Origin of the sequence: Bacillus pretiosus (assembly GCF_051294775.1) — a bacterium.
GTDB lineage: Bacteria > Bacillota > Bacilli > Bacillales > Bacillaceae_G > Bacillus_A > Bacillus_A wiedmannii.
Genome location: NZ_JBPPHF010000011.1, coordinates 33636 through 58449 on the forward strand (window position 1 = coordinate 33636; position 24814 = coordinate 58449).

Genomic DNA, 24814 nt, shown 5'->3' on the forward strand with positions numbered 1-24814 from the left:
TTCTGTGAGATGAAAACTTGAAATTCTTTAAAGTGCCATGTATAATAGCAAAAGTAGAGAAAAGCATATGCAAACAAAAAGATGCTTGCATCTAGACGAATAACATTGTATAATAGACAATGTTGGTCTTTGACTGCGATGAAGTGGAAGGTTGCTGACACACCCGGCCGCTTTGCCATGGCATGGTGTGGGGAAATTTCCATGGAGAAGGTCTATTTTAGAAATAGGCGAACGAAGGAGGGAAAATAATGGCAAAAGAAAAAATTCGTATCCGTTTAAAAGCTTATGATCACCGTATTCTTGATCAATCAGCTGAGAAAATTGTAGAAACAGCTAAGCGTTCTGGGGCAACAGTTTCTGGTCCGATCCCATTACCAACTGAGAAGACTATTTACACAATTCTTCGTGCTGTTCATAAGTACAAAGATTCTCGTGAGCAATTCGAAATGCGCACACACAAACGTTTAATCGATATCGTGAGTCCTACTCCACAAACAGTAGATTCATTAATGCGTTTAGACTTACCGTCTGGTGTAGATATCGAAATCAAACTATAATTCATATAACTTAAAAATGTAGGAGGTGTAACTCATGACCAAAGGAATCTTAGGAAGAAAGATCGGTATGACTCAAGTATTTGCTGAGAACGGTGAGTTAATCCCAGTAACAGTTATCGCTGCTAATCCAAACGTTGTTCTTCAAAAGAAAACAACTGAAACTGATGGCTACAATGCAATCCAGTTAGGATTTGAAGATAAACGTGAAAAGTTAACTAACAAACCTGAACAAGGCCACACTGCTAAAGCATCTACAACTCCTAAGCGCTTCATTCGCGAAATCCGCGATGCAGACGTGGACGGATTAGAGGTTGGTCAAGAGGTAAAAGTTGAAGTTTTCGCTGCAGGTGAAATCGTTGACGTAACAGGAATTTCTAAAGGTAAAGGTTTCCAAGGTGTTATCAAACGCCACGGACAATCTCGCGGACCTATGTCTCATGGTTCTCGCTATCACCGTCGTCCAGGTTCAATGGGCCCAGTTGCTCCGAACCGTGTATTCAAAGGCAAAAAACTTGCTGGACGTATGGGTGGAGACCAAGTTACTATCCAAAACTTAGAAATCGTTCAAGTTGACACTGAGCGCAACTTATTACTAGTAAAAGGTAACGTTCCAGGTGCTAAGAAATCTCTTGTAGTTGTTCAAGGCGCTGTGAAGGTTAGCAAATAATTCACAATAGGAAGGAGGAATTCCAATGCCAAAAGTTACTGTATATAACCAAACTGGTTCACAGGTTGGTGAAATCGAATTAGCTGAAGCTATTTTCGGTATCGAACCAAATGAAGCTGTACTTTTCGAAGCTGTAATGATGCAACGTGCATCTTTACGTCAAGGTACACACAAAGTAAAAACTCGTTCTGAAGTTCGTGGTGGTGGTCGTAAACCATGGCGTCAAAAAGGAACTGGACGTGCTCGTCAAGGGTCTATCCGCTCTCCTCAATGGCGTGGTGGTGGTACGGTATTCGGACCTACACCAAGAAGCTATGCGTACAAACTTCCTAAGAAGGTTCGTCGTTTAGCAATCAAATCTGCATTAGCTACTAAAGTAGTTGAGAACAACATTGTAGTTCTTGAAGACCTAGTGTTAAATGCACCAAAAACAAAAGACATGCTAGCAGTACTTAAAGGATTAACTGTTGAGAAGAAAGCTCTTATCGTAACTGCTGATGCAAACGAATCTGTAGAGTTATCTGCTCGCAATATCCCTGGAGTAACAGTAATCACTGCTGATGGCGTAAACGTTTTAGACGTGCTTCATCATGATAAGCTAATCATGACAAAAGCGGCAGTGGAAAAAGTAGAGGAGGTGCTTGCATAATGAGAGATCCTCGTGATATCATTAAGCGCCCAGTTATCACTGAACGTTCTATGGAAATGATGGCTGAAAAAAAATACACGTTCGATGTGGACGTTAAATCTAATAAAACAGAAGTTAAAGATGCTCTTGAAGCGATCTTTGGTGTTAAAGTAGAAAAAGTGAACATCATGAACTACAAGCCGAAAGCAAAACGCGTTGGTCGTCACGCTGGTTTTACTAGCCGTCGTCGTAAAGCAATCGTTAAGCTAACTGCTGACAGCAAAGAAATCGAAATCTTCCAAGGTGTTTAATTCTTACTAAAGAAGGAGGGAAATTGAGATGGGAATTAAAAAGTATAATCCAACTACTAACGGTCGTCGTAATATGACTACGAATGATTTCGCTGAAATCACGACTGACAGACCAGAAAAGTCATTACTTGCTCCTTTAAGCAAGAAGGCTGGTCGTAATAACCAAGGTAAAATTACTGTACGTCATCAAGGTGGCGGACATAAGCGTCAATACCGTATCATCGACTTTAAGCGTAACAAAGATGGAATTCCAGGACGCGTTGCTACGATCGAATACGATCCAAACCGCTCTGCGAATATCGCATTAATTAACTACGTTGACGGTGAAAAACGTTACATTCTTGCTCCTAAATCTTTAGAAGTAGGTATGGAAGTTATGTCTGGCCCAGAAGCTGACATCAAAATCGGTAACGCATTACCATTAATCAACATTCCAGTAGGTACTGTTGTTCATAATATCGAGCTTAAGCCTGGTCGTGGCGGACAATTAGTTCGTTCTGCTGGTACTTCTGCTCAAGTACTTGGTAAAGAAGGTAAATACGTACTTGTACGTTTAACTTCTGGTGAAGTACGTCTTGTATTATCTGCTTGTCGCGCTTCAATCGGTCAAGTAGGTAACGAACAGCATGAACTTATCAAAATCGGTAAAGCAGGTCGCTCTCGCTGGTTAGGTAAACGCCCAACAGTTCGTGGTTCTGTAATGAACCCGGTTGATCACCCACACGGTGGTGGTGAAGGACGTTCTCCAATCGGACGTAAGTCTCCAATGTCTCCATGGGGTAAACCAACTCTTGGATTCAAGACTCGTAAGAAAAACAAAGCGTCTGACAAATTCATCGTTCGTCGTCGTAAAAAATAATGGGATTGTAGTACGGTTCATTTCTAGAACCGTACGCCAATCACGAAGGGAGGCACCAAAATGGCTCGTAGCTTAAAAAAAGGACCATTTGTCGATGATCACTTAATGAGCAAAATGGAAAAATTAGTTGCATCTGAGCAAAAACAAGTTGTTAAAACTTGGTCTCGCCGTTCAACAATCTTCCCTCAGTTCATCGGACACACAATCGCTGTATATGATGGTCGTAAACACGTACCTGTGTACATCACTGAGGATATGGTTGGCCATAAGTTAGGTGAATTCGCACCAACTCGTACGTATAAAGGTCACCTTGCTGACGATAAGAAAACTAGAAGATAATGAGAGGAGGCACTTCAATGCAAGCTAAAGCAGTAGCGAGAACAGTTCGTATTGCTCCTCGTAAAGTTCGTTTAGTAGTAGACTTAATCCGAGGTAAGCAAGTGGGTGAAGCGATTGCTATCCTTAACCACACACCAAAAACTGCTTCTCCAGTTGTAGAGAAAGTTTTAAAATCTGCAATCGCAAATGCAGAGCACAATTATGAGATGGATATTAACAACCTAGTTGTTGAAAAAGTTTTCGTTGACGAAGGTCCAACGTTAAAACGTTTCCGTCCACGTGCAATGGGTCGTGCAAGCCAAATTAACAAACGCACAAGCCACATTACAGTTGTGGTATCAGAAAAGAAGGAGGGATAATCGATGGGTCAAAAGGTTAATCCAATTGGTCTTCGTGTCGGCGTTATCCGTGACTGGGAATCTCGTTGGTTCGCAGAGAAAGATTATGCTACATTACTACATGAAGACATCAAAATCCGTGAGTACATTACTGTACGCTTAAAAGATTCTGCTGTTGCTAAAGTAGAAATCGAACGTGCAGCAAATCGTGTAAATGTTACAATTCACACTGCAAAACCTGGTATGGTAATTGGTAAAGGTGGTACTGAAGTTGAAGCACTTCGTAAAGCTCTTAACCAATTAACAGGCAAGCGTGTACACATCAACATTTTAGAAGTTAAGAGAGCTGATCTTAACGCTAAATTAGTAGGCGAAAACATCGCTCGTCAATTAGAAAACCGTGTATCATTCCGTCGTGCACAAAAGCAAGTTATTCAACGTGCTATGCGTGCAGGTGCTAAAGGTATTAAAACACAGGTTTCTGGTCGTCTTGGCGGAGCTGATATCGCTCGTGCAGAATCTTACAGTGAAGGAACTGTTCCACTTCATACACTTCGCGCTGATATTGACTATGCAGCAGTTGAAGCTGATACAACATACGGTAAATTAGGCGTAAAAGTATGGATCTACCGTGGAGAAGTCCTTCCTACAAAAAAGAAAGCTTCTGAGGAAGGAGGAAAATAATATGTTAATGCCAAAACGCGTAAAATATCGTAGAGAGCATCGTGGTAAAATGCGTGGTCGTGCAAAAGGTGGAACTGAAATTGCTTTCGGTGAATTCGGTTTACAAGCACAAGCTGCTTCATGGATTACAAACCGTCAAATCGAAGCTGCTCGTCGTGCAATGACTCGTTACATGAAACGTGGCGGTAAAGTATGGATTAAAATTTTCCCTTCTAAACCTTACACTGCAAAACCTCTAGAAGTACGTATGGGTTCCGGTAAAGGGGCACCAGAAGGCTGGGTAGCAGTAGTAAAACCTGGGAAAATTATGTTCGAAATCGCGGGTGTATCTGAAGAGGTAGCACGCGAAGCATTACGTCTTGCAGCTCACAAGTTACCTGTGAAATGTAAATTCGTAAAACGTGAAGAAAATGGTGGTGAATCTAATGAAAACTAATGATATTCGTGAATTAACCACTGCCGAAATCGAAACAAAAGTTAAAGCTTTAAAGGAAGAATTGTTCAATCTTCGCTTCCAACTTGCTACAGGACAATTAGAGAATCCAACTCGCATTCGTGAAGTGCGTAAAGCAATTGCTCGTATGAAAACTGTAGTTCGTGAAAGAGAGATCGGAATTAATCGATAAATTGAGGGGAGGTTTGCATAGTGAGCGAACGTAACCAACGCAAAGTTTATACTGGTCGTGTTGTGTCTGATAAAATGGACAAAACGATTACAGTTTTAGTTGAAACTTACAAAACTCATTCCTTGTACGGAAAACGTGTTAAGTATTCTAAGAAGTACAAAGCCCATGATGAGCAAAACCAAGCGAAACTTGGCGATATCGTTAAAATCATGGAAACTCGCCCGCTTTCTGCTACTAAGCGTTTCCGTTTAGTTGAAATCGTTGAAGAAGCGGTTATTATCTAAATAGACGAATCGGAATTTTTAGTCCGAAGGGAGGTTTCATAACATGATCCAACAAGAATCTCGTTTGAAAGTTGCTGACAACTCTGGTGCACGTGAACTTTTAACAATTAAAGTATTAGGCGGCTCTGGTCGTAAATATGCTAACATTGGTGACATTATCGTTGCTACGGTAAAACAAGCAACACCAGGTGGCGTTGTTAAAAAAGGTGACGTTGTTAAAGCAGTAGTGGTACGTACGAAGAGCGGAGCTCGTCGTCCGGACGGTTCTTATATCAAATTTGATGAAAACGCAGCGGTTATCATCAAAGACGATAAGAGCCCACGTGGTACTCGTATCTTCGGACCAGTAGCTCGTGAATTACGTGATAGCAACTTCATGAAGATCGTTTCTTTAGCTCCAGAAGTTCTATAATTTAAGGTATTGCCTTGCTAAGGAGGTGCAGAATTAAGATGCATGTAAAAAAAGGTGATAAAGTACAGGTAATCACTGGAAAAGACAAAGGAAAACAAGGCGTTATCCTTGTGGCTTTCCCAAAGCAAAACCGTGTTATCGTTGAGGGTGTTAACATCGTTAAAAAACACTCTAAGCCATCTCAATTAAATCCACAAGGTGGAATTATTACTAAAGAAGCACCTATTCACGTTTCTAACGTTATGGTTTTAGATCCGAAAACAGGTGAACCTACTCGCGTAGGCTTCAAAGTAGAAGATGGTAAAAAAGTTCGTATTGCAAAAAAATCTGGTGAATTATTAGATAAATAATTTTCTTAAGAAAGGAGGTCACTTCATTGAATCGCCTTAAAGAGAAGTTCCAAAAGGAAATTACTCCTGCTCTAGTGAGCAAGTTTAACTATAAATCTGTGATGGAAGTACCGAAAATCGAAAAGATCGTAATCAACACTGGTGTTGGTGACGCGGTATCTAACTCAAAAGCTTTAGACAATGCAGTAGAAGAATTAACACAAATCGCAGGTCAAAAACCTGTTGTAACTCGTGCTAAAAAATCAATCGCTGGTTTCCGTCTTCGTGAAGGTATGCCAATCGGTGCGAAAGTAACTTTACGCGGCGAGCAAATGTATGAGTTCTTCGACAAATTAGTATCAGTTTCTTTACCACGTGTACGTGATTTCCGTGGTGTTTCTAAGAAATCATTCGATGGTCGTGGGAACTACACATTAGGTGTTAAAGAGCAACTTATCTTCCCTGAGATCGATTATGATAAAGTAAGCAAAGTCCGCGGTATGGACATCGTAATCGTTACTACAGCGAAAACTGATGAAGAAGCTCGTGAACTTTTAACACAATTCGGTATGCCATTCCAAAAATAATGGAAACCAACGCTAAGTAGAGGAGGCGAAAACGTGGCTAAAAAATCTATGATAGCGAAACAAAAGCGTACTCCTAAGTTTAAAGTACAAGAGTATACACGTTGCGAACGCTGCGGTCGTCCGCATTCTGTATACCGCAAATTTAAGCTTTGCCGTATTTGTTTCCGTGAACTTGCATATAAAGGTCAAATTCCTGGTGTTAAAAAAGCTAGTTGGTAAAACCCACAAATGGGAAGGAGGTAAAACACATGGTGATGACAGATCCAATTGCAGACATGCTTACTCGCATCCGTAATGCGAACATGGTACGTCATGAGAAATTAGAGGTTCCTGCTTCTAAAATCAAAAAAGAGATCGCTGAACTTTTAAAACGTGAAGGTTTCATTCGTGATGTAGAATACATCGAGGATAACAAACAAGGTATCCTTCGTATTTTCCTGAAATATGGTGCAAACAATGAACGTGTAATCACTGGATTAAAACGTATCAGTAAACCTGGCTTACGCGTTTACGCTAAAGCTGATGAAGTACCACGTGTACTTAACGGATTAGGTATCGCTCTTGTTTCTACATCTAAGGGAGTAATGACAGACAAAGACGCTCGTCAATTACAAACTGGTGGAGAAGTAGTAGCATACGTTTGGTAATATATATTTAAAACGAACGGAGGTGTGACCACATGTCTCGTATTGGTAAAAAGATTCTTGAAATCCCTGCAGGTGTTACTATTACAATTGCAGAAGACAATACTGTAGCAGTAAAAGGCCCTAAAGGTGAATTAACTCGTAAATTCAATGCTGATATGTCTATCAAAATTGAAGAAAATACACTAACAGTTGAGCGTCCATCTGAACAGAAGGAACACCGTGCATTACACGGTACAACTCGTGCTTTAATCGGAAACATGGTTGAAGGTGTAACTACAGGTTTCGCACGCGGACTTGAATTAGTCGGTGTTGGTTACCGTGCTCAAAAACAAGGAGATAAACTTGTATTAAGCGTAGGTTATTCTCATCCAGTAGAAATGACTCCGGAAGCAGGTCTTGAAGTTGAAGTACCTGTACCAACTAAAATCGTAATCAAAGGTATCGACAAGCAACGTGTTGGCGAATTTGCTGCTAACATCCGTGCTGTACGTGCTCCTGAGCCTTATAAAGGTAAAGGTATTCGTTACGAAGGCGAAGTTGTTCGTCGTAAAGAAGGTAAAACTGCTAAGTAAACCCGTTAGGTGAGAGAAAGGAGTGACAAGAATGATCACTAAAGCTGATAAAAATGCGACTCGTAAGAAAAGACATGCACGTGTACGTGCTAAACTTACTGGTACTGCAGAACGTCCACGTTTAAACGTGTTCCGTTCTAACCAACATATTTACGCTCAAGTTATTGATGATGTAAATGGTGTAACGTTAGTAAGTGCATCTACTCTTGATAAAGACCTTGCTCTTAACGGTACTAGCAATACTGAAGCTGCTACGAAAGTAGGAGAATCAGTTGCTAAGCGTGCTGTAGAGAAAGGCGTTAAAGAAGTAGTATTCGATCGCGGTGGTTACTTATACCATGGCCGTGTTAAAGCTCTAGCTGAGGCTGCTCGTGAGGCTGGATTACAATTTTAATGGTCAAAGGAGGGAAAATTGATGCATCGCATTGACCCAAGTAAATTAGAACTTGAAGAACGTGTAGTTACGATAAATCGTGTCGCGAAAGTTGTTAAGGGTGGTCGTCGTTTCCGCTTTGCTGCACTAGTTGTAGTTGGCGATAAAAACGGTCATGTTGGATTCGGTACTGGTAAAGCACAAGAGGTACCAGACGCAATCCGCAAAGCTATCGAAGACGCTAAGAAAAACTTAATCGCTGTACCATTAGTTGGTACAACAATTCCACACACAATCAACGGTCATTTTGGAGCTGGTGAAGTATTCTTAAAACCTGCTGCTGAAGGTACTGGTGTTATTGCTGGTGGACCTGTTCGTGCGGTACTTGAATTAGCTGGTGTACAAGATATTCTTTCGAAATCTCTTGGTTCTAACACACCAATCAACATGATTCGCGCTACTGTGAACGGATTAAGCGAACTTAAGCGCGCTGAAGATGTTGCAAAATTACGCGGTAAATCTGTAGAAGAGCTACTAGGTTAAGGAGGGAAAACAAATGGCGAAAAAGTTAGAAATTACCCTCACTCGTAGTGTAATTGGTCGTCCACAAGATCAACGTGCGACGGTAGAAGCTTTAGGTCTTAAAAAGTTGAATTCAACTGTAGTTAAGGAAGAAACTCCTGCTATTCTTGGTATGATCAACAAAGTTTCTCACCTTATAACTGTAACAGAAGCTTAAGGATAACTCATTAATATAAGGAGGTGCCTGGGAATGAAACTTCATGAATTAAAACCTGCAGAAGGTTCTCGTAAAGTACGTAACCGTGTCGGTCGTGGTATCGGTTCTGGTAACGGTAAAACTGCTGGTAAAGGTCATAAAGGACAAAACGCACGTTCTGGTGGCGGTGTTCGTCTTGGCTTCGAAGGTGGTCAAACTCCATTATTCCGTCGTTTACCAAAACGCGGCTTCACAAACATTAACCGTAAAGAGTTTACTATTGTAAACTTATCAACGTTAAATCGTTTTGAAGATGGTACAGAAGTAACACCTGAATTATTGCTGGAAACTGGCGTTATCAGCAAGTTAAACGACGGTGTTAAAATTCTTGCAAGCGGCGCAGTAGAGAAAAAATTAACTGTTAAAGCGCACAAGTTCTCTTCAAGTGCTAAAGAAGCAATTGAAGCAGCTGGCGGATCAGTTGAGGTGATCTAATGTTTCGTACAATCTCCAACTTTATGCGCGTTGCTGAGATAAGACGTAAAATATTATTCACTTTAGCGATGTTAATCGTATTCAGAATTGGCACGTTTATCCCAGTGCCATTTACAAATGGAGACGTACTGAAAGCACAAGATCAATTAAATGCCTTAGGTATCCTAAATACATTTGGCGGTGGCGCCTTGAAAAACTTCTCCATCTTCGCGATGGGAATCATGCCGTATATTACAGCATCCATCATCGTGCAATTATTGCAGATGGATGTTGTTCCTAAATTTTCGGAATGGTCGAAGCAAGGTGAAATGGGCCGTCGTAAACTAACGCAATTCACGCGTTACTTTACAATTGTTCTTGCGTTTATTCAGGGGTTTGGTATGTCAATTGGTTTTAACGGTATGGTAGGTGGGCAATTAATTTTGAATCCTGGTTGGAGCACTTATTTATACATTGCTACGGTACTGACTGCTGGTACTGCATTTTTAATGTGGTTAGGTGAACAGATTACAGCTAAAGGTGTAGGTAATGGTATTTCCATCCTTATCTTTGGCGGTATTGCCGCAGCGATCCCAAGTGTTATATCTCAAGTGTATCAACAACAGTTTCAAAATATCGGAGATCAATTGTTCATGAGTATCGTTAAAGTTGCATTGATCTTACTAGCTGTGCTAGCGGTTATTGTTGGTGTTATTTTCATTCAACAGGCTGTTAGAAAGATCCCAATTCAATATGCGAAGCGTGTAACAGGAGGGAATGGGAATCATGCTGGAGCACAAAACACACATTTACCCCTTAAGGTAAATAGTGCGGGTGTTATTCCAGTCATTTTTGCTGTTTCATTCTTAATTACGCCTCCAACTATTGCACAGTTCTTCCCGAATCATGATGTATCGCAGTGGATCATTGCAAACTTTAACTATTCTCACCCAGTGGGAATGATCATATATGTTGCGCTCATTGTAGCCTTCACATATTTCTATGCGTTTGTTCAGGTTAATCCAGAGCAAATGTCAGAGAATCTAAACAAACAAGGTGGATATGTTCCAGGTATTCGTCCGGGTAAGAATACGGAACAATATCTAACAAAAATCTTGTATCGTTTGACCTTTGTAGGATCAATTTTCCTAGCAGCGATTGCAATCTTACCAGTTATCTTTACGAAATTGGGAAATCTTCCTCCATCTGCACAGATTGGTGGAACGAGTATGTTAATCGTTGTCGGCGTTGCTTTAGAAACAATGAAGCAGCTAGAAAGTCAACTGGTAAAACGCCATTACAAAGGGTTTATCAAGCAATGAGTAAGTGGGAAGAATTGTCTTCCCTACATGCTCATGTACTCTGAGGGGGAACAAGGATGAACTTAATTTTAATGGGGCTTCCTGGTGCTGGTAAAGGTACACAAGCCGAACAGATTGTTGCCAAGTATAACATCCCTCACATTTCAACAGGAGATATGTTTCGTGCAGCTATGAAGGCTGAAACTGAAATGGGTCTACAAGCAAAATCTTTTATTGATAAAGGTGCACTTGTTCCAGATGAAGTTACAATCGGAATCGTTCGTGAACGTTTAAGTCAAGAAGACTGCGTAAGAGGTTTCTTACTAGACGGTTTCCCACGAACTGTTGCACAAGCATCAGCTCTTGAAGAGATTATGAAAGATCTTGGTAAAAAAATCGACTATGTTTTAAACATTAATGTGGATTCAGGGTTGTTATTAACACGCCTTACAGGCCGTCGCATTTGTAAAGAGTGCGGTGCGACTTACCACTTAGAATTCAATCCACCAGCAAAAGCTGATGTGTGCGATAAATGTGGTGGCGAATTATATCAACGCTCTGATGACAATGAAGAAACTGTGGCAAATCGTTTAGATGTAAATATTAAGCAAACAAAACCTTTGCTTGATTTCTACGAGGAGCTTGGTTACTTACAAAGCATTAATGGTGAGCAAGATATCAATAAAGTATTTGCTGATATCGATGTTCTCATCGGAGGCTTAGCGTAATGATCATCTGCAAAACTCCTCGCGAGATAGAAATCATGCGAGAAGCTGGCAGGATCGTTGCTTTAACTCATCAAGAGTTGAAACAGCATATTACTCCAGGAATTACAACGAAAGAGCTCGATCAAATAGCGGAAAAGACGATTCAAAAATATGGTGCTACGCCATCTTTTAAAGGATACAACGGATTTCCGGGGAGCATATGTGCTTCTGTAAATGAAGAGCTTGTACACGGAATTCCAGGGAAGCGCAAGCTCGAAGAGGGCGATATCATCAGTATCGATATTGGTGCGAAATACAATGGGTACCATGGAGATTCTGCATGGACGTATCCAGTTGGAAACATTTCTGAATCTGTTCAAAAGCTACTTGATGTCACAGAAAAATCGTTGTATCTTGGTCTAGAACAAGTAAAACCAGGCGAAAGATTATCAAATATCTCACATGCGGTTCAAACCCATGCTGAAGAGAATGGGTTCTCGATCGTTAGGGAGTATGTTGGTCACGGAATCGGGCAAGACTTACATGAGGACCCTCAAATCCCGCACTATGGTCCACCAAATAGAGGCCCTAGATTAAAGCCGGGAATGGTCATCTGTGTTGAGCCGATGGTGAATCAAGGAAGACGATATGTAAAAACACTATCTGATGACTGGACAGTGGTAACGGTAGATGGTAAATGGTGTGCACACTTTGAGCACACGATTGCTCTTACAGAAGCAGGATACGAAATCCTTACCACTTTATAAGTAGCTGGCTCTCCGGGATTTCAGAGCAGTGTAAAATGTTACTGATTTGAAGAAGGGAGAACTATTGAATGGCTAAAGATGATGTAATTGAAGTCGAAGGTACCGTTCTTGAAACGTTGCCAAATGCTATGTTCAAAGTAGAATTAGAGAATGGGCATGTCGTATTGGCTCACGTTTCTGGTAAAATCCGTATGAACTTCATTCGTATTTTACCAGGAGACAAAGTTACGGTAGAATTATCTCCGTACGATTTAAATCGTGGTCGTATTACGTACCGTTTTAAATAATATAGCACTCCGTAATCTTTAAGGAGGTTCGAGACATGAAAGTAAGACCGTCAGTTAAACCAATCTGCGAAAAATGTAAAGTTATTCGTAGACGTGGAAAAGTAATGGTTATTTGTGAAAACCCTAAACATAAACAAAAACAAGGTTAATCAGAAGGAGGTGCATTCAGAATGGCACGTATCGCAGGTGTAGATATTCCTCGAGACAAACGCGTTGTTATTTCTTTAACTTACGTATTCGGCATTGGTCGCACAACTGCTGAAAAAATTCTAACTGAAGCTGGTATTTCTTCAGAAACACGAGTTCGTGATTTAACGGAAGACGAACTAGGACGTATCCGTGATATCATCGATCGTATTAAAGTTGAGGGAGACCTTCGTCGTGAAGTATCTCTTAACATTAAACGTCTAATGGAGATCGGTTCTTACCGTGGTCTTCGTCACCGTCGTGGTTTACCAGTTCGTGGTCAAAACTCTAAAAACAATGCTCGTACACGTAAAGGTCCACGTCGTACAGTAGCAAATAAAAAGAAATAATAAGTAAAGGAGGTTGAACTAACAATGGCACGTAAAACAAACACTCGTAAAAAACGTGTGAAAAAGAATATTGAAGCTGGTATAGCTCATATTCGTTCTACTTTCAACAACACAATCGTAACACTTACAGATACTCATGGTAACGCACTTTCTTGGTCTAGTGCTGGTGCACTTGGTTTCCGTGGATCTCGTAAGTCTACTCCATTCGCTGCGCAAATGGCTGCTGAAGCTGCTGCTAAAGTTGCAATGGAGCACGGTTTAAAAACTTTAGAGGTTACTGTTAAAGGTCCTGGTGCTGGTCGTGAAGCTGCAATTCGTGCTCTTCAAGCTGCAGGTCTAGAAGTAACAGCAATTAGAGATGTTACTCCAGTTCCTCATAATGGATGTCGTCCACCAAAACGTCGTCGTGTGTAATTTTTCTGTATAGAATTTTCCCTTTTGTCTATAATGGATATGATGCATTATCGAGAAATTTCGTACAGAAACATCGCTTGTTGTGCACAATCGGGAACTGCCTAAGGGGGACTTTCGGTTAGACAGGGGGTATCCCTTTGTTTAACCGGGGTTTCGACGTTTTGAAGGAGGGTTTAGTTAATGATTGAAATCGAAAAGCCGAAAATCGAAACGGTTGAACTTAACGAAGATGCTAAATATGGTAAATTCGTAATTGAACCGCTTGAGCGTGGATATGGTACTACTTTGGGTAACTCCTTACGTCGTATTCTTTTATCCTCACTCCCTGGTGCCGCTGTTACTGCTATCCAAATCGATGGCGTATTACATGAATTTTCAACAGTTGAGGGCGTAGTAGAAGACGTTACGACGATCATCTTAAACTTGAAAAAGTTAGCTCTTAAAATCTACTCTGAAGAAGAGAAGACGTTGGAAATTGATGTGCAGGGCGAAGGTATTGTCACAGCTGCTGATATTACTCATGATAGTGATGTAGAAATCTTAAATCCAGATTTACACATTGCAACGTTAGCAAAAAATGCGCATTTCCGCATGCGTTTAACTGCAAAGCGTGGCCGTGGGTATACGCCAGCTGATGCAAATAAAAGCGAAGATCAACCAATAGGAGTAATTCCTATTGATTCTATTTATACTCCAGTATCACGTGTGACTTACCAAGTGGAAAAGACACGTGTCGGACAAGTGGCTAATTATGATAAGCTTACGCTTGATGTATGGACGGATGGAAGCATCGGGCCAAAAGAAGCTATCTCTTTAGGTGCCAAAATCTTAACTGAGCATTTAAATATCTTTGTTGGTTTAACTGATGAAGCACAAAATGCTGAGATTATGGTCGAGAAGGAAGAAGATCAAAAAGAGAAAGTTCTTGAGATGACTATCGAAGAACTAGATCTTTCTGTTCGTTCTTATAATTGCCTAAAACGTGCAGGAATTAATACTGTACAAGAGCTTGCGAACAAAACAGAAGAAGATATGATGAAAGTTCGTAACTTAGGACGTAAATCCTTAGAAGAAGTTAAACATAAGCTTGAGGAATTAGGTTTAGGTTTACGTAAAGACGACTGAGGATTTAAACCCATCAACAAAGGAGGGAACTACGAATGGCATACAGAAAATTAGGCCGTACAAGTGCGCAACGTAAAGCTATGTTACGTGATTTAGCTACTGATTTAATTATCAACGAGCGCATCCAAACGACAGAAACTCGTGCAAAAGAACTTCGTTCTGTAGTGGAAAAAATGATCACTTTAGGTAAACGCGGAGATCTTCACGCTCGTCGTCAAGCAGCAGCTTTCATTCGCAATGAAGTAGCTAACGCTGAGACTGGTCAAGATGCACTTCAAAAATTATTCGCTGATGTAGCTCCACGCTATGCTGAGCGCCAAGGCGGATACACTCGTATTGCAAAAATTGGTCCACGTCGCGGAGACGCAGCACCAATGGTAATTATCGAGTTAGTATAATGATAATTAAAAGGGCAGGACAGTTCTTTTCAAGAAACTGGTCATGGCCCTTTTTTTTAAATATAAAAATAGGCTAACTTGGCGAAGGAAAGGGTGCCTTGTATTGAAAAAAGAGAAACTTCGGACAGAAAATATATCATTTCAATATCCTGGGGCAGCCACTTATGCATTAAAAGATGTTTCATTTGCCTTGTATGAGGGAGAATGGGTATCTGTTATTGGACAAAACGGTTCAGGGAAGTCTACACTTGCAAAATTATTGAATGGTTTGTTTTTGCCGGAAGCAGGGACTATTACAGTAAATGATACAATGGTTTTATCAGAGGAAACGGTATGGGATGTTCGAAAACAAATTGGGATGGTATTTCAAAATCCAGACAATCAATTTGTTGGAACGACAGTGCAAGACGACGTTGTTTTTGGCTTAGAGAATATCGGAATGCCAAGAGAGCAAATGGTAGAAAGATTAAATCAGGCTCTCAAACTTGTCCGTATGGAAGATTTTCTTAATGATGAACCTCATTCGTTATCTGGTGGGCAAAAGCAGCGAGTGGCAATAGCAGGCGTTTTAGCACTTCAGCCATCTATTTTGATATTAGATGAAGCAACGTCAATGTTAGATCCTCAAGGGAGACGTGAAGTAGTAGAAACGGTTAGACAACTTGTTAATCAAAAAGGTATTACCGTGTTATCAATTACGCACGATTTAGAAGAAGCGGCACAATCAGATCGTGTCATTATTTTAAACAAGGGAGAAATATTAGAGGAAGGGACTCCAAAGCAAATCTTCAAGTCCTCTCATATGCTCCAAGAAATTGGATTAGATGTACCATTTTCAGTGAAAATAGCAGAATTATTAAAAAGAAATGAAATTCTCTTGCAAAATACGCATCTTACAATGGAAAGCTTGGTGAACGAACTTTGGAGATTACATTCCAAAAAGTAGAACATCGTTATCAATATAAAACTCCATTTGAAAGACGCGCACTTTATGATGTAGACGTGTCGTTTCCAAGTGGGGGCTATTATGCCATTATCGGTCATACTGGTTCAGGTAAGTCGACGATGATTCAACATTTAAATGGTTTATTGCAGCCGACGAATGGCACAGTTCAAATTGGTGAACATTTCATTTCGGCAGGAAAGAAAGAAAAAAAGCTAAAGCCACTACGTAAAAAGGTAGGGGTTGTCTTTCAATTCCCAGAACATCAGTTGTTTGAAGAGACTGTGGAGAAGGATATTTGTTTCGGCCCTACTAATTTTGGGGTATCTGTAGAAGAAGCGAAGCAAAAGGCAAGAGAGGCAATTGAACTTGTAGGGTTAGAGCCAGAACTGTTAACACGTTCACCGTTTGAGTTAAGTGGTGGGCAAATGAGGCGTGTTGCGATAGCGGGTGTATTGGCGATGGAACCCGAAGTGCTTGTATTAGATGAACCTACAGCAGGACTAGATCCAAAAGGGCAGAATGAACTTATGGAGATGTTTTATAAGCTGCATAAGGAAAAAGGTCTTACAGTTATCCTAGTAACACATAATATGGAGGATGCTGCTAAGTATGCAGAGCAGATTGTAGTCATGCATAAAGGAACGGTCTTTTTGCAAGGAAGTGCAGAGGAAGTATTTTCACATGCTGATGAACTAGAGAAAATTGGCGTGGATCTTCCTATGTCTTTAAAGTATAAACGTGCAATTGAAGAGAAGTTTGGCATTTCAATCCCAAAGGCTACCTTATCTTTAGAGGATCTTACTCATGAAGTTGTGCAGGTGTTACGAAAAGGTGGTCATGAATCATGCAGCAGTTGATTATTGGAAGATATATTCCAGGGAAGTCTCTTATTCATCAACTTGATCCACGTACGAAGCTGCTGATTGTCTTTTTATATGTATTTGTTGTTTTCTTAGCAAATAATGCGATTTCATATGGATTTTTATTTTTATATGCACTCATTGCTTTATTTTTTGCAAAAGTGCCGATTCGTTATGTACTTTCGGGCTTAAAACCCATTCTATGGATTTTTCTTTTTACATTTTTCCTGCATATTTTTACAAATAAAGAAGGGGAAGTACTATTCCAGCTTGGTTGGTTTTCGATACATGAAAAAGGATTAGAGCAAGGGATATACATTTCTATACGATTCTTCGTTATTATTTTAATGACGACATTATTAACGTTAACGACGACACCTATTGAGATTACAGATGGTTTGGAGACGTTATTAAAGCCGTTGAAACGTATAAAAGTTCCTGTTCATGAAATCGCATTAATGATGTCAATTTCTCTTCGTTTTATTCCGACATTAATGGATGAAACGAGTAAAATAATGAAGGCACAATCTTCACGCGGTATTGATTTCGCAGGAGGACCGATAAAAGATAGGATGAAAGCTATTATCTCACTACTCGTTCCTCTATTTATCAGTGCTTTTAAGCGTGCTGAGGACTTAGCAATTGCTATGGAAGCACGTGGGTATCAAAATGGTGAAGGACGTACTAAATTTAGGCAACTACGCTGGAAAACAAGTGATACAGTAACGATAATAAGCTTACTTTGTTTAGCTTGTATTTTGGCATGGGTGCGATCGTAATGGAGAATAGAGAAATGGATAGAATAAAATGTACGGTTGCATATGATGGCATGCATTTTTGTGGTTATCAAATTCAGCCGCAGCATCGTACTGTTCAACAAGAGATTGAGAAAGCTTTGCAGAAATTGCATAAAGGAGTGCTTGTTCGTGTTCAGGCATCGGGCAGAACGGATTCTACCGTTCACGCTAAAGGACAAGTCATACACTTTGATACACCGTTGTCGCTTGAAGAGTGGCAATGGAGTAATGCATTAAACACAATGTTGCCAGATGATATTGTTATCAGACAGGTAGAGAAAAAAACAGAAGAATTTCATGCGCGTTACGGTGTCGAGAGAAAAGAATATCGTTATCGTGTATTATTATCAAAGACTGCGGATGTATTCCGTAGAAATTACGTATATCAATATCCATATCCGCTCGAAATAAGCTCTATAAGAAAGGCGATTCCATATTTTATTGGAACGCATGATTTCACTTCTTTTTGTTCGGCAAAAACTGACAAAAAAGATAAGGTGCGAACGATTTATGAAATTGAGTTAATTGAGCAAGGCGATGAATTAATTTTTCGTTTTGTAGGTAATGGATTTTTATATAATATGGTCAGAATTATTGTTGGTACGTTACTTAGCGTAGGGCAAGGAAAGCTTGATCCTGATAGCATTCCAGAGATTTTAGCGAAACAAAATCGTCAGTTTGCTGGAAAGATGGCTCCAGGTCATGGACTTTACTTATGGCAGGTAAACTATAACAACTAATCCTGGTGTAACATTTGCTTGACATTAGAAACTCAAAAGTATATCATAACATATGGTATTGTTTCTAAAACCACGATTAGCCCCGGAAGGAAATCGTGTTTAAGATAAACAATAGATTTTTTCTATGGAAAAGATAACGAGGAGGGAAACACATGCGTACGACTTTTATGGCAAAAGCTAACGAAGTTGAGCGTAAATGGTATGTGGTTGATGCTGAAGGTCAAACTTTAGGTCGCCTATCTACTGAAGTAGCATCTATTTTACGCGGTAAAAACAAACCTACATTTACACCACACGTTGACACGGGTGATCATGTAATTATTATTAACGCTGAAAAAATTCATTTAACAGGTAATAAATTAAACGATAAAATTTACTACCGTCACACTAACCACCCAGGTGGACTTAAACAAAGAACAGCTCTAGAAATGCGTACAAACTATCCTGTACAAATGTTAGAGCTTGCAATTAAAGGGATGCTTCCAAAAGGACGTTTAGGACGTCAAGTATCTAAGAAATTAAACGTGTATGCTGGAGCAGAGCATCCACACCAAGCACAAAAACCAGAAGTTTACGAACTTCGCGGATAATCAATTAAAGGAGGGCTTACTTTGGCACAGGTTCAATACTATGGCACTGGACGTCGTAAGAGTTCAGTAGCGCGCGTACGCCTAGTTCCAGGCGAAGGACGCGTTATCATTAACGGTCGTGATTTTGAAAACTATATCCCATTTGCTGCATTACGTGAAGTAGTGAAACAACCTCTAGTTGCAACAGAAACTTTAGGTAACTACGATGTACTTGTAAACGTAAATGGTGGTGGATACACTGGTCAAGCTGGTGCTATTCGTCACGGTATTTCTCGCGCTTTATTAAAAGCTGATCCAGAATACCGTCTAACACTAAAACGTGCAGGTCTATTAACTCGTGACGCACGTATGAAAGAGCGTAAAAAATACGGTCTTAAAGGCGCACGTCGTGCACCTCAGTTCTCAAAACGTTAATTTTTGCGAACTACAAACCCCAACCATTTTGGTTGGGGTTTTTTTATGTTTCATTCCTCTTTTGTAATTTTTGTAGTTTGGAATATTTTAGTGCTATTCTCTCGCGTATGCTTCTTCTTTAGAAGTTTAGACTAATACGTATTAGGGAGGTTTATAAGTACTATGAATGTCATTGTCAGCTTACAAGAAAAACAAAAAGAAAAGCAGTTGAAATATGAACGGAAGATGCTGCGAGAATTATCATTAAAAACATTACGTTCAAATATTAGGGATGCCTTTCAGATGCAGGAACTTCATCGTCAGTATGAAGATTACTGTATTGAATTAGGGATAGAATCGTATTTATTAGGAGCGAGATACAGTAAGTTTGGTTATTATGGTGAATCATTCTTTGATGTGAAATATAGAGCCTTAGAAGAAGAGCAACAATTAACGGAAACACTATTCCAATTTTTAACGAGCATGACTATGCGGGAAATTAAGTTACAAGATGAGGAATTACTTTTTGAATCTTGCCAGCAGTTTATCGGCTTATGGTGGCAGGAAGGATATGAAAAAGGTGAAAGAAGATATCGATTAAAGCTTCATTAAGACAAGCATAAACTTTCCTCTTGTCCCATATAAGTAATTAGAGGGACTAGCTGGAGGAGGAAAGGTATGAAGAGAATTCGAATTATCTCTTTTGCACTCGCTGCGGTTGTTTTGTTTTTTTTAGTCAAACAAGAATTTCAAATTACAAAATCGTGGCGAGCTTGGAATTTACCCTTATCAGGGAAAGTGATTGTATTAGATGCTGGGCATGGTGGGCCAGACGGAGGGGCTGTTGGTGGAAAAGATATTATAGAAAAAGATATTACGCTTGAAATTACAAAGAAGGTACAAGATTATTTACAAGAACAAGGTGCACTAGTTATTTTAACACGTGAGGGAGATTATGATTTAGCTCAGAAAGATACAAAATCATATAGTAGACGTAAAGCAGAGGATTTAAAAAAGCGTGTAGAGATTATTAATAAGCCTGATGTAGACTTTTTTGCGAGTATTCATTTAAATGCTTTAACTAGTAGTGGATCGAAAGGCGCACAAACGTTCTACTATCGTTCTTCGGTTGAAAATGAACGTGCTGCGAAATTTATACAAGCTGAATTGAGAACGAGTTTAGAGAATACGAATCGTTCTGCTAAAACAATTTCTCATGTGTATTTATTGAAGTATGCGAAAACACCAGGTGCTCTAATTGAAGCTGGCTTTTTATCGAATGTAAACGAAAGGTATATGTTAAATTCGGAGAAATATCAGCAAAAGGTAGCGGCTGCAGTATATCGTGGTATATTACGTTATTTCACGGAAAAAGGGAATCCTCCAGAATAAGGAGGATTTTTTGAGTTTCTCCCGTTAACGAAGTTTTCCGAAAATATGTTATACTGGAAATGTAAACGCATTTATTTCAAAAATAAAGAGAGATAAATTTAATTAACATTACGTTATTTTTCATACAGGGGGCTGGGCTAACTATGGTAACGAAAGAGCAAGTAGTGGAAGCGTTAGAAGGGATTGTAGATCCGTTTTTACATAAAACGTTAAAAGAAACAGGTGCAATTAAAGAGGTAACAGTTAAGCCTGAGAAGGAACATGTAAGTGTTAAAATTGCAATTGTAAAAACCGGTACAGCGGAACAAATGCAATTGCAATCTGGAATTGTAAAATTAGTAAAAGAACTAGGAGCAGCAACAGTAGGGCTTCGCTTTGCAGAATTTACAGAAGAGGAATTAGCTCAGTTTGCACCGGAACAGGAAGAAGAGCAAACTGAATCTTTATTGTCACCAAATTCAAAAACAACATTTTTAGCAGTGGCGAGTGGAAAAGGTGGAGTCGGAAAATCAACAGTTTCTGTTAACCTTGCTATTGCTTTAGCTCGTCTAGGTAAAAAGGTTGGTATCATTGATGCTGATATTTATGGTTTTAGCGTACCGGATATGATGGGGATAGAAAAACGTCCTGTTGTAAGAGGAGATAGAATCATTCCAGTGGAGCGTCTAGGTGTAAAGGTAATTTCAATGGGATTCTTTGTAGAAGATAATGCACCGGTTATTTGGAGAGGCCCTATGCTTGGGAAAATGTTAAATCACTTCTTTACAGAAGTAGAGTGGGGCGATTTAGACTATTTAGTTTTAGATTTACCACCGGGTACAGGTGATGTTGCGCTAGACTTACACTCAATGTTGCCAGCTTGTAAAGAGATTATTGTAACAACGCCACATCCAACAGCGGCATTTGTGGCAGCGCGTGCTGGAGCCATGGCTTTACGTACAGAACATAGTATTCTTGGTGTTGTTGAAAATATGGCGTATTTTGAAAGTAAAACAACTGGTGAAAAAGAATATGTGTTTGGAAGAGGTGGAGGAGATAAATTAGCTAAAGAACTTCAAACAGAAGTACTTGGCCGAATCCCGCTTCAACAACCTGATTGGAATAAAGATGACTTTGCGCCTTCGGTATATGAAGATACACATACGACGGGTCTTATTTATCGTACGATAGCTGAGACAGTAATTGATAAAATAGCTGTCGCGCAAAAATAAAATAATAATGAGTGGACGATACATATATTGTCCACTCATTATTATAATTATTATTTTTACTGTTGCTCCTTTTTACCGTCTTGGGAACCACCTTCACCGCCTGCTTCTTTTTTATCAGATCCACTTTTTTCGGCCTTTTGTACACCTTTACTAATAATATCAATCATCTTAGCTTGGAAGAGTGGGCTTTCAGCAGTTTCTGTTAGTACTTGTTGTAAATATTGGCGGTATTCTTTGCTCTTCATTGTTTGTAACATTATTTTTTCTACTTCAGGGTTTTTCATAATTTCTATAACGCCTGCTTGGTATTCAGGGTCTTTTAGTAATGTTTTCATTAAGGTTGTTTGTTCTTTCCCCATACTTTTAGCGAATTTCGATGAGAACTCAGGGTCTTTAAAGAGCTTTTCCCAGAATTGTTGCCCTTTGTCGGATACCATTGCATCTTCAATCGTTTTCTTTACTACTGTTTCATCTAGTATGAGTGCTTGTTTCATTTTTTCATCAGTTAACACATCTTGAATGGCTTTCTTACCTTGATCGGTTTTTAAAATATCAACAATCATTTTCTTCGTTTGATCATAATCAAGTTCGGACTTTGCTTCTTTTCCTTGTGCACATGCTACAAGTACAAGAAATAGAAAAGAAGAAGTCAAAACGAGCAGCATCCGTTTCATAAGTTGGAACTCCTTTCAACACAGTTCTCTCTTTTTAATATAAATATCTTTAAGGAATTTATACATGAACATGGCTAGCTTTTTGAAATTGTCATTGATACAATTTAATTAGAAATATAAGGATAATGGGGGATGTGTTGTGAATAGCCGCAAGTGGGTACGCCTGTTTTTTACGACGTTGTTTCTAGGTGGGATTAGCACGGTCATTATTGGGTTTGTTTTGGAGTGGGACAAGTACGCTAAATTTTTTCAAAATTTCGACGGGAAGGAGATTTTAGCAGTTTCCTTCTGGTTGATGGGTGTAGGATTTATTTTTAGTGTTATAAGTCAAATGGGGTTCTTTGCCTATTTAACAATCCATCGTTTTGGACTGGGGATGTTCAGGTCACCTTCTTTATGGAATGCAGTCCAGCTCTTCTTTATTGCATTCGTTTTATTTGATTTCGTGTATTTAAGATCCATATTGATTGCAAATGGGGAAGTTTCGTTAGGGAATAACATACTTGTTGCAGGTGTATTATTTGTGTTTGGGGCGATTGTTGCTTACATAAAAAGTAAAGAAACGAATAGAAAGGCATTTGTGCCCGCTTTGTTCTTTATGGTTGTTGTAACAATTCTTGAGTGGGTACCAGCGCTTCGTATTAATGACACAGATTGGTTGTATTTAATGGTGATACCACTTTTATTATGTAATGCATATCAGTTACTTATATTACATCGTTTAATTGGAAAGGCGAGTAAGTCGGCTTAAGTAAGAGAGATTTTTGAGTTTTTATGCAGGGTGGTTGTACGAATATAAATATTGGGATGAAAAAAGCTCTACTACCTTAATGATAGGTAGTAGAGCTTTTTATGTGTGAAGGCACGAGGGAAAAGAATTACCTTACATCTTTACTTTTTGTACTTGTGTTAGAAATAAGTTGTGATACCGATATTTGTTCATATCCGTCACTCTTTAATTTTTGTAGAAGCAGTGGTAAAGCTTTATTTGTTTGAAGGGCAGAATCGGATGCATGTAATAAGACGATATCTCCACCTTTTAAATTAGTAGAGACATTGGAAACGATATTGTTTACACCTGGGTTTTTCCAGTCGTTTGAGTTATTACTCCAATGGACGATGGTGTATCCGAGTGATTCTGCTATTTTAAGTGTTGCTTTGTTAAATTCTCCACTAGGTGGACGTAATAGTTTGACTTGTTTCACACCAAGTTTTGTAAAAACATCTTGTGCTCGTAAAAGATCTCTTCGTATTTCATTTGTCTCTAGAGAAGTGTAGGACGTGTAATTATAGCCCATACTACCGATTTCATGTCCATCTTTTATGATGCGTTCAACAACATCAGGGTGCCTTTCTGCCCATGCAGCAGAAACGAAGAAGGTTGCATTCTTAATGTCTCTTTCTTTAAGTGTATCAAGGATTGGAATTGCTTTTTTGTCTCCCCAACTAATATCAAACGTGAATGCAACTTGTTTTTTAGAGGTGTCTCCTTTGTAAATAACTTTAGGTCCTGTCGCAGTTGAAAAAGCAGATTCATGTGAATATGTTTTCAAAAAGAGAAGCCATGCTGTAAATAAGGAAAGTATCACTATTAAGCTAATGTGTTTAAAAGCTCGTTTACTCGTAATAAAAAAGAAAAACATAATATTACGCCCCTTTGTCCAATCCTTTTCAGTTACATATATGCTTTAAATATTAAAAAGAGAACAAAGGATTAATATCGTAAGCAGTGGATATAATGAATGATAGGATTTTGATAAGTGAAAATGAGCGTAACGTTTATTGCTTTGTAAGAAATGATTGAGGTGATGATTTGCTTGGGTTTATGTTAACGAAAGAAGAGAAAAAAGAAATGGAATACATATTGAAGAGAGAGTTAGAAGAACTGCTATTTGATTTTGAAGATGAACGTATTCATGACGTTGTAAAAAAGGCGATGGAAGAAAGATATAAAATCATTTTTTGTTTGTTTCGAAGAGTCGCTAATGCAGAAGAGTGTATGCGTTATGTAAGGAAAAGAATTTTTTATTAAAAAGTGTTGACGTTAATAGTTATTATATGATAAATTAATAACCGTCGCTGATGCGGAAACGCAGAAGACGATAAAAAAAGAAATTTAAAAAACTTAGTTGACATTGAAAAATGAAGATGTTAACATAAGGAAGTCGCAAATGAGCGACCAAGTAGTTCTTTGAAAACTGAACGAAACAAACAACGTGAAACGTCAATTTTTATTTTTAGATGCTAGACAAACTAACTTTATTGGAGAGT

Annotated in this window: 43 protein-coding genes; 41 read left to right on the forward strand and 2 right to left on the reverse strand. The window is 39.2% G+C overall.

Features of this window, described 5'->3' with window-relative positions; translation table 11 throughout:
- Positions 1–248: 248 nt before the first annotated feature.
- The 39 genes from rpsJ to salA all read left to right on the forward strand — a co-directional run bounded on the left by rpsJ (position 249) and on the right by salA (position 21869).
- The gene (gene rpsJ / locus ACSG5Z_RS28555; RefSeq protein ID WP_001040595.1) at positions 249–557 is read left to right on the forward strand and encodes a 30S ribosomal protein S10; all 309 of its coding nucleotides are present in this window, start codon (positions 249–251) and stop codon (positions 555–557) included.
- Positions 558–591: 34 nt separating this feature from the next.
- Positions 592–1224 (forward strand): 50S ribosomal protein L3, encoded by a 633-nt coding sequence (gene rplC, locus ACSG5Z_RS28560; RefSeq protein ID WP_000160209.1) that lies wholly within the window; start codon positions 592–594, stop codon positions 1222–1224.
- Between the two features lie 25 nt (positions 1225–1249).
- On the forward strand, positions 1250–1873 hold the full coding sequence (gene rplD, locus ACSG5Z_RS28565) for a 50S ribosomal protein L4 (protein WP_001127258.1): 624 nt from the start codon (positions 1250–1252) through the stop codon (positions 1871–1873).
- A complete protein-coding gene (rplW, locus tag ACSG5Z_RS28570; protein WP_001205558.1) occupies positions 1873–2163 on the forward strand; it encodes a 50S ribosomal protein L23 in 291 nt (96 codons plus the stop codon). The genes rplD and rplW overlap by 1 nt, the downstream gene beginning before the upstream one ends.
- A gap of 28 nt (positions 2164–2191) precedes the next feature.
- Positions 2192–3022 (forward strand): 50S ribosomal protein L2, encoded by an 831-nt coding sequence (rplB, locus tag ACSG5Z_RS28575; protein WP_000511583.1) that lies wholly within the window; start codon positions 2192–2194, stop codon positions 3020–3022.
- 60 nt (positions 3023–3082) lie between these two features.
- The gene (rpsS, locus tag ACSG5Z_RS28580; RefSeq protein WP_000124454.1) at positions 3083–3361 is read left to right on the forward strand and encodes a 30S ribosomal protein S19; all 279 of its coding nucleotides are present in this window, start codon (positions 3083–3085) and stop codon (positions 3359–3361) included.
- 17 nt (positions 3362–3378) lie between these two features.
- The gene (gene rplV, locus ACSG5Z_RS28585; protein ID WP_001148024.1) at positions 3379–3720 is read left to right on the forward strand and encodes a 50S ribosomal protein L22; all 342 of its coding nucleotides are present in this window, start codon (positions 3379–3381) and stop codon (positions 3718–3720) included.
- A 3-nt stretch (positions 3721–3723) separates the two neighbouring features.
- Positions 3724–4383 carry a 30S ribosomal protein S3 gene (gene rpsC / locus ACSG5Z_RS28590; protein ID WP_000529958.1) on the forward strand — a complete coding sequence of 220 codons (660 nt, stop codon included), beginning with the start codon at positions 3724–3726 and terminating at the stop codon, positions 4381–4383.
- Between the two features lies 1 nt (position 4384).
- A complete protein-coding gene (rplP, locus tag ACSG5Z_RS28595) occupies positions 4385–4819 on the forward strand; it encodes a 50S ribosomal protein L16 (RefSeq protein WP_000928969.1) in 435 nt (144 codons plus the stop codon).
- Positions 4809–5009, forward strand: coding sequence for a 50S ribosomal protein L29 (gene rpmC / locus ACSG5Z_RS28600; RefSeq protein ID WP_000855718.1), 201 nt, complete (start codon positions 4809–4811; stop codon positions 5007–5009). The genes rplP and rpmC overlap by 11 nt, the downstream gene beginning before the upstream one ends.
- A gap of 20 nt (positions 5010–5029) precedes the next feature.
- On the forward strand, positions 5030–5293 hold the full coding sequence (rpsQ, locus tag ACSG5Z_RS28605) for a 30S ribosomal protein S17 (RefSeq protein ID WP_000004106.1): 264 nt from the start codon (positions 5030–5032) through the stop codon (positions 5291–5293).
- A 43-nt stretch (positions 5294–5336) separates the two neighbouring features.
- Positions 5337–5705, forward strand: a complete 369-nt coding sequence (rplN, locus tag ACSG5Z_RS28610) for a 50S ribosomal protein L14 (RefSeq protein WP_000615912.1) — start codon at positions 5337–5339, stop codon at positions 5703–5705.
- Positions 5706–5743: 38 nt separating this feature from the next.
- Complete coding sequence (gene rplX / locus ACSG5Z_RS28615) at positions 5744–6055, forward strand: 50S ribosomal protein L24 (RefSeq protein WP_000558201.1); 312 nt, start codon at positions 5744–5746, stop codon at positions 6053–6055.
- 26 nt (positions 6056–6081) lie between these two features.
- Positions 6082–6621: a 50S ribosomal protein L5 gene (gene rplE, locus ACSG5Z_RS28620; RefSeq protein WP_001080829.1), complete on the forward strand. Its 540-nt coding sequence runs from the start codon at positions 6082–6084 to the stop codon at positions 6619–6621.
- A gap of 33 nt (positions 6622–6654) precedes the next feature.
- Complete coding sequence (rpsN, locus tag ACSG5Z_RS28625) at positions 6655–6840, forward strand: 30S ribosomal protein S14 (RefSeq protein WP_001085700.1); 186 nt, start codon at positions 6655–6657, stop codon at positions 6838–6840.
- Between the two features lie 29 nt (positions 6841–6869).
- Positions 6870–7268, forward strand: coding sequence for a 30S ribosomal protein S8 (gene rpsH / locus ACSG5Z_RS28630; protein ID WP_000245511.1), 399 nt, complete (start codon positions 6870–6872; stop codon positions 7266–7268).
- Positions 7269–7300: 32 nt separating this feature from the next.
- A complete protein-coding gene (rplF, locus tag ACSG5Z_RS28635) occupies positions 7301–7840 on the forward strand; it encodes a 50S ribosomal protein L6 (protein ID WP_000086550.1) in 540 nt (179 codons plus the stop codon).
- 31 nt (positions 7841–7871) lie between these two features.
- A complete protein-coding gene (gene rplR, locus ACSG5Z_RS28640; protein WP_000628818.1) occupies positions 7872–8234 on the forward strand; it encodes a 50S ribosomal protein L18 in 363 nt (120 codons plus the stop codon).
- Between the two features lie 21 nt (positions 8235–8255).
- On the forward strand, positions 8256–8756 hold the full coding sequence (rpsE, locus tag ACSG5Z_RS28645; RefSeq protein ID WP_000554646.1) for a 30S ribosomal protein S5: 501 nt from the start codon (positions 8256–8258) through the stop codon (positions 8754–8756).
- A 13-nt stretch (positions 8757–8769) separates the two neighbouring features.
- Positions 8770–8952, forward strand: coding sequence for a 50S ribosomal protein L30 (gene rpmD, locus ACSG5Z_RS28650; RefSeq protein WP_001085232.1), 183 nt, complete (start codon positions 8770–8772; stop codon positions 8950–8952).
- Between the two features lie 33 nt (positions 8953–8985).
- Positions 8986–9426, forward strand: coding sequence for a 50S ribosomal protein L15 (gene rplO, locus ACSG5Z_RS28655; protein WP_000766083.1), 441 nt, complete (start codon positions 8986–8988; stop codon positions 9424–9426).
- On the forward strand, positions 9426–10727 hold the full coding sequence (gene secY, locus ACSG5Z_RS28660) for a preprotein translocase subunit SecY (protein WP_000490119.1): 1302 nt from the start codon (positions 9426–9428) through the stop codon (positions 10725–10727). The genes rplO and secY overlap by 1 nt, the downstream gene beginning before the upstream one ends.
- Before the next feature lie 56 nt (positions 10728–10783).
- The gene (locus ACSG5Z_RS28665; RefSeq protein WP_001048998.1) at positions 10784–11434 is read left to right on the forward strand and encodes an adenylate kinase; all 651 of its coding nucleotides are present in this window, start codon (positions 10784–10786) and stop codon (positions 11432–11434) included.
- Complete coding sequence (gene map, locus ACSG5Z_RS28670) at positions 11434–12180, forward strand: type I methionyl aminopeptidase (protein WP_000582534.1); 747 nt, start codon at positions 11434–11436, stop codon at positions 12178–12180. The genes ACSG5Z_RS28665 and map overlap by 1 nt, the downstream gene beginning before the upstream one ends.
- 68 nt (positions 12181–12248) lie before the next feature.
- Complete coding sequence (gene infA / locus ACSG5Z_RS28675) at positions 12249–12467, forward strand: translation initiation factor IF-1 (RefSeq protein WP_001029884.1); 219 nt, start codon at positions 12249–12251, stop codon at positions 12465–12467.
- Between the two features lie 35 nt (positions 12468–12502).
- Entirely contained in the window at positions 12503–12616 is a 114-nt protein-coding gene (gene rpmJ / locus ACSG5Z_RS28680) for a 50S ribosomal protein L36 (protein WP_000868344.1), read from the forward strand.
- A gap of 21 nt (positions 12617–12637) precedes the next feature.
- Entirely contained in the window at positions 12638–13003 is a 366-nt protein-coding gene (rpsM, locus tag ACSG5Z_RS28685) for a 30S ribosomal protein S13 (protein ID WP_000090790.1), read from the forward strand.
- 24 nt (positions 13004–13027) lie between these two features.
- On the forward strand, positions 13028–13417 hold the full coding sequence (gene rpsK / locus ACSG5Z_RS28690; RefSeq protein ID WP_000101797.1) for a 30S ribosomal protein S11: 390 nt from the start codon (positions 13028–13030) through the stop codon (positions 13415–13417).
- 180 nt (positions 13418–13597) lie between these two features.
- Positions 13598–14542 (forward strand): DNA-directed RNA polymerase subunit alpha, encoded by a 945-nt coding sequence (locus tag ACSG5Z_RS28695; protein WP_000569644.1) that lies wholly within the window; start codon positions 13598–13600, stop codon positions 14540–14542.
- Between the two features lie 35 nt (positions 14543–14577).
- The gene (gene rplQ / locus ACSG5Z_RS28700; protein ID WP_000331490.1) at positions 14578–14940 is read left to right on the forward strand and encodes a 50S ribosomal protein L17; all 363 of its coding nucleotides are present in this window, start codon (positions 14578–14580) and stop codon (positions 14938–14940) included.
- A gap of 103 nt (positions 14941–15043) precedes the next feature.
- On the forward strand, positions 15044–15886 hold the full coding sequence (locus ACSG5Z_RS28705; protein ID WP_137035281.1) for an energy-coupling factor ABC transporter ATP-binding protein: 843 nt from the start codon (positions 15044–15046) through the stop codon (positions 15884–15886).
- A complete protein-coding gene (locus ACSG5Z_RS28710; RefSeq protein WP_000406519.1) occupies positions 15862–16743 on the forward strand; it encodes an energy-coupling factor ABC transporter ATP-binding protein in 882 nt (293 codons plus the stop codon). The genes ACSG5Z_RS28705 and ACSG5Z_RS28710 overlap by 25 nt, the downstream gene beginning before the upstream one ends.
- Positions 16731–17525, forward strand: coding sequence for an energy-coupling factor transporter transmembrane component T family protein (locus ACSG5Z_RS28715; RefSeq protein WP_087983922.1), 795 nt, complete (start codon positions 16731–16733; stop codon positions 17523–17525). The genes ACSG5Z_RS28710 and ACSG5Z_RS28715 overlap by 13 nt, the downstream gene beginning before the upstream one ends.
- Before the next feature lie 14 nt (positions 17526–17539).
- Complete coding sequence (gene truA / locus ACSG5Z_RS28720; RefSeq protein WP_087983930.1) at positions 17540–18283, forward strand: tRNA pseudouridine(38-40) synthase TruA; 744 nt, start codon at positions 17540–17542, stop codon at positions 18281–18283.
- 152 nt (positions 18284–18435) lie between these two features.
- Positions 18436–18873, forward strand: a complete 438-nt coding sequence (gene rplM / locus ACSG5Z_RS28725) for a 50S ribosomal protein L13 (protein WP_001260795.1) — start codon at positions 18436–18438, stop codon at positions 18871–18873.
- A 21-nt stretch (positions 18874–18894) separates the two neighbouring features.
- Positions 18895–19287 carry a 30S ribosomal protein S9 gene (gene rpsI, locus ACSG5Z_RS28730; protein ID WP_000079986.1) on the forward strand — a complete coding sequence of 131 codons (393 nt, stop codon included), beginning with the start codon at positions 18895–18897 and terminating at the stop codon, positions 19285–19287.
- Between the two features lie 162 nt (positions 19288–19449).
- The gene (locus ACSG5Z_RS28735; protein ID WP_001101006.1) at positions 19450–19878 is read left to right on the forward strand and encodes a YbaK family protein; all 429 of its coding nucleotides are present in this window, start codon (positions 19450–19452) and stop codon (positions 19876–19878) included.
- Between the two features lie 66 nt (positions 19879–19944).
- A complete protein-coding gene (cwlD, locus tag ACSG5Z_RS28740) occupies positions 19945–20658 on the forward strand; it encodes an N-acetylmuramoyl-L-alanine amidase CwlD (RefSeq protein ID WP_000822446.1) in 714 nt (237 codons plus the stop codon).
- Positions 20659–20801: 143 nt separating this feature from the next.
- The gene (gene salA / locus ACSG5Z_RS28745; RefSeq protein ID WP_137011870.1) at positions 20802–21869 is read left to right on the forward strand and encodes an iron-sulfur carrier protein/transcriptional regulator SalA; all 1068 of its coding nucleotides are present in this window, start codon (positions 20802–20804) and stop codon (positions 21867–21869) included.
- Between the two features lie 56 nt (positions 21870–21925).
- Here salA and gerD read toward each other — a convergent pair whose 3' ends face one another.
- On the reverse strand, positions 21926–22543 hold the full coding sequence (gerD, locus tag ACSG5Z_RS28750; RefSeq protein ID WP_087983920.1) for a spore germination protein GerD: 618 nt from the start codon (positions 22541–22543) through the stop codon (positions 21926–21928).
- 139 nt (positions 22544–22682) lie between these two features.
- On the opposite strand from gerD, the gene kbaA reads away from it, so the two are divergent.
- On the forward strand, positions 22683–23294 hold the full coding sequence (gene kbaA / locus ACSG5Z_RS28755) for a KinB signaling pathway activation protein KbaA (RefSeq protein ID WP_087983919.1): 612 nt from the start codon (positions 22683–22685) through the stop codon (positions 23292–23294).
- 127 nt (positions 23295–23421) lie between these two features.
- Here the strand turns inward: kbaA and pdaB are convergent, their stop codons facing one another.
- Positions 23422–24186 carry a polysaccharide deacetylase family sporulation protein PdaB gene (pdaB, locus tag ACSG5Z_RS28760; protein WP_087983918.1) on the reverse strand — a complete coding sequence of 255 codons (765 nt, stop codon included), beginning with the start codon at positions 24184–24186 and terminating at the stop codon, positions 23422–23424.
- Positions 24187–24356: 170 nt separating this feature from the next.
- Between pdaB and ACSG5Z_RS28765 the strand changes: the two genes are divergently transcribed.
- On the forward strand, positions 24357–24575 hold the full coding sequence (locus ACSG5Z_RS28765; protein ID WP_000900297.1) for a hypothetical protein: 219 nt from the start codon (positions 24357–24359) through the stop codon (positions 24573–24575).
- Positions 24576–24814: the final 239 nt, after the last annotated feature.

Bases quoted from the DNA above. Each gene is read 5' to 3' on its own strand.
- rpsJ (WP_001040595.1), top strand. From the start codon at position 249: ATGGCAAAAGAAAAAATTCGTATCCGTTTAAAAGCTTATGATCACCGT.
- rplC (WP_000160209.1), top strand. From the start codon at position 592: ATGACCAAAGGAATCTTAGGAAGAAAGATCGGTATGACTCAAGTATTT.
- rplD (WP_001127258.1), top strand. From the start codon at position 1,250: ATGCCAAAAGTTACTGTATATAACCAAACTGGTTCACAGGTTGGTGAA.
- rplW (WP_001205558.1), top strand. From the start codon at position 1,873: ATGAGAGATCCTCGTGATATCATTAAGCGCCCAGTTATCACTGAACGT.
- rplB (WP_000511583.1), top strand. From the start codon at position 2,192: ATGGGAATTAAAAAGTATAATCCAACTACTAACGGTCGTCGTAATATG.
- rpsS (WP_000124454.1), top strand. From the start codon at position 3,083: ATGGCTCGTAGCTTAAAAAAAGGACCATTTGTCGATGATCACTTAATG.
- rplV (WP_001148024.1), top strand. From the start codon at position 3,379: ATGCAAGCTAAAGCAGTAGCGAGAACAGTTCGTATTGCTCCTCGTAAA.
- rpsC (WP_000529958.1), top strand. From the start codon at position 3,724: ATGGGTCAAAAGGTTAATCCAATTGGTCTTCGTGTCGGCGTTATCCGT.
- rplP (WP_000928969.1), top strand. From the start codon at position 4,385: ATGTTAATGCCAAAACGCGTAAAATATCGTAGAGAGCATCGTGGTAAA.
- rpmC (WP_000855718.1), top strand. From the start codon at position 4,809: ATGAAAACTAATGATATTCGTGAATTAACCACTGCCGAAATCGAAACA.
- rplN (WP_000615912.1), top strand. From the start codon at position 5,337: ATGATCCAACAAGAATCTCGTTTGAAAGTTGCTGACAACTCTGGTGCA.
- rplX (WP_000558201.1), top strand. From the start codon at position 5,744: ATGCATGTAAAAAAAGGTGATAAAGTACAGGTAATCACTGGAAAAGAC.
- rpsH (WP_000245511.1), top strand. From the start codon at position 6,870: ATGGTGATGACAGATCCAATTGCAGACATGCTTACTCGCATCCGTAAT.
- rplF (WP_000086550.1), top strand. From the start codon at position 7,301: ATGTCTCGTATTGGTAAAAAGATTCTTGAAATCCCTGCAGGTGTTACT.
- rplR (WP_000628818.1), top strand. From the start codon at position 7,872: ATGATCACTAAAGCTGATAAAAATGCGACTCGTAAGAAAAGACATGCA.
- rpsE (WP_000554646.1), top strand. From the start codon at position 8,256: ATGCATCGCATTGACCCAAGTAAATTAGAACTTGAAGAACGTGTAGTT.
- rpmD (WP_001085232.1), top strand. From the start codon at position 8,770: ATGGCGAAAAAGTTAGAAATTACCCTCACTCGTAGTGTAATTGGTCGT.
- rplO (WP_000766083.1), top strand. From the start codon at position 8,986: ATGAAACTTCATGAATTAAAACCTGCAGAAGGTTCTCGTAAAGTACGT.
- secY (WP_000490119.1), top strand. From the start codon at position 9,426: ATGTTTCGTACAATCTCCAACTTTATGCGCGTTGCTGAGATAAGACGT.
- ACSG5Z_RS28665 (WP_001048998.1), top strand. From the start codon at position 10,784: ATGAACTTAATTTTAATGGGGCTTCCTGGTGCTGGTAAAGGTACACAA.
- map (WP_000582534.1), top strand. From the start codon at position 11,434: ATGATCATCTGCAAAACTCCTCGCGAGATAGAAATCATGCGAGAAGCT.
- infA (WP_001029884.1), top strand. From the start codon at position 12,249: ATGGCTAAAGATGATGTAATTGAAGTCGAAGGTACCGTTCTTGAAACG.
- rpmJ (WP_000868344.1), top strand. From the start codon at position 12,503: ATGAAAGTAAGACCGTCAGTTAAACCAATCTGCGAAAAATGTAAAGTT.
- rpsM (WP_000090790.1), top strand. From the start codon at position 12,638: ATGGCACGTATCGCAGGTGTAGATATTCCTCGAGACAAACGCGTTGTT.
- rpsK (WP_000101797.1), top strand. From the start codon at position 13,028: ATGGCACGTAAAACAAACACTCGTAAAAAACGTGTGAAAAAGAATATT.
- ACSG5Z_RS28695 (WP_000569644.1), top strand. From the start codon at position 13,598: ATGATTGAAATCGAAAAGCCGAAAATCGAAACGGTTGAACTTAACGAA.
- rplQ (WP_000331490.1), top strand. From the start codon at position 14,578: ATGGCATACAGAAAATTAGGCCGTACAAGTGCGCAACGTAAAGCTATG.
- ACSG5Z_RS28715 (WP_087983922.1), top strand. From the start codon at position 16,731: ATGCAGCAGTTGATTATTGGAAGATATATTCCAGGGAAGTCTCTTATT.
- truA (WP_087983930.1), top strand. From the start codon at position 17,540: ATGGATAGAATAAAATGTACGGTTGCATATGATGGCATGCATTTTTGT.
- rplM (WP_001260795.1), top strand. From the start codon at position 18,436: ATGCGTACGACTTTTATGGCAAAAGCTAACGAAGTTGAGCGTAAATGG.
- ACSG5Z_RS28735 (WP_001101006.1), top strand. From the start codon at position 19,450: ATGAATGTCATTGTCAGCTTACAAGAAAAACAAAAAGAAAAGCAGTTG.
- cwlD (WP_000822446.1), top strand. From the start codon at position 19,945: ATGAAGAGAATTCGAATTATCTCTTTTGCACTCGCTGCGGTTGTTTTG.
- salA (WP_137011870.1), top strand. From the start codon at position 20,802: ATGGTAACGAAAGAGCAAGTAGTGGAAGCGTTAGAAGGGATTGTAGAT.
- gerD (WP_087983920.1), bottom strand. From the start codon at position 22,543: ATGAAACGGATGCTGCTCGTTTTGACTTCTTCTTTTCTATTTCTTGTA.
- pdaB (WP_087983918.1), bottom strand. From the start codon at position 24,186: ATGTTTTTCTTTTTTATTACGAGTAAACGAGCTTTTAAACACATTAGC.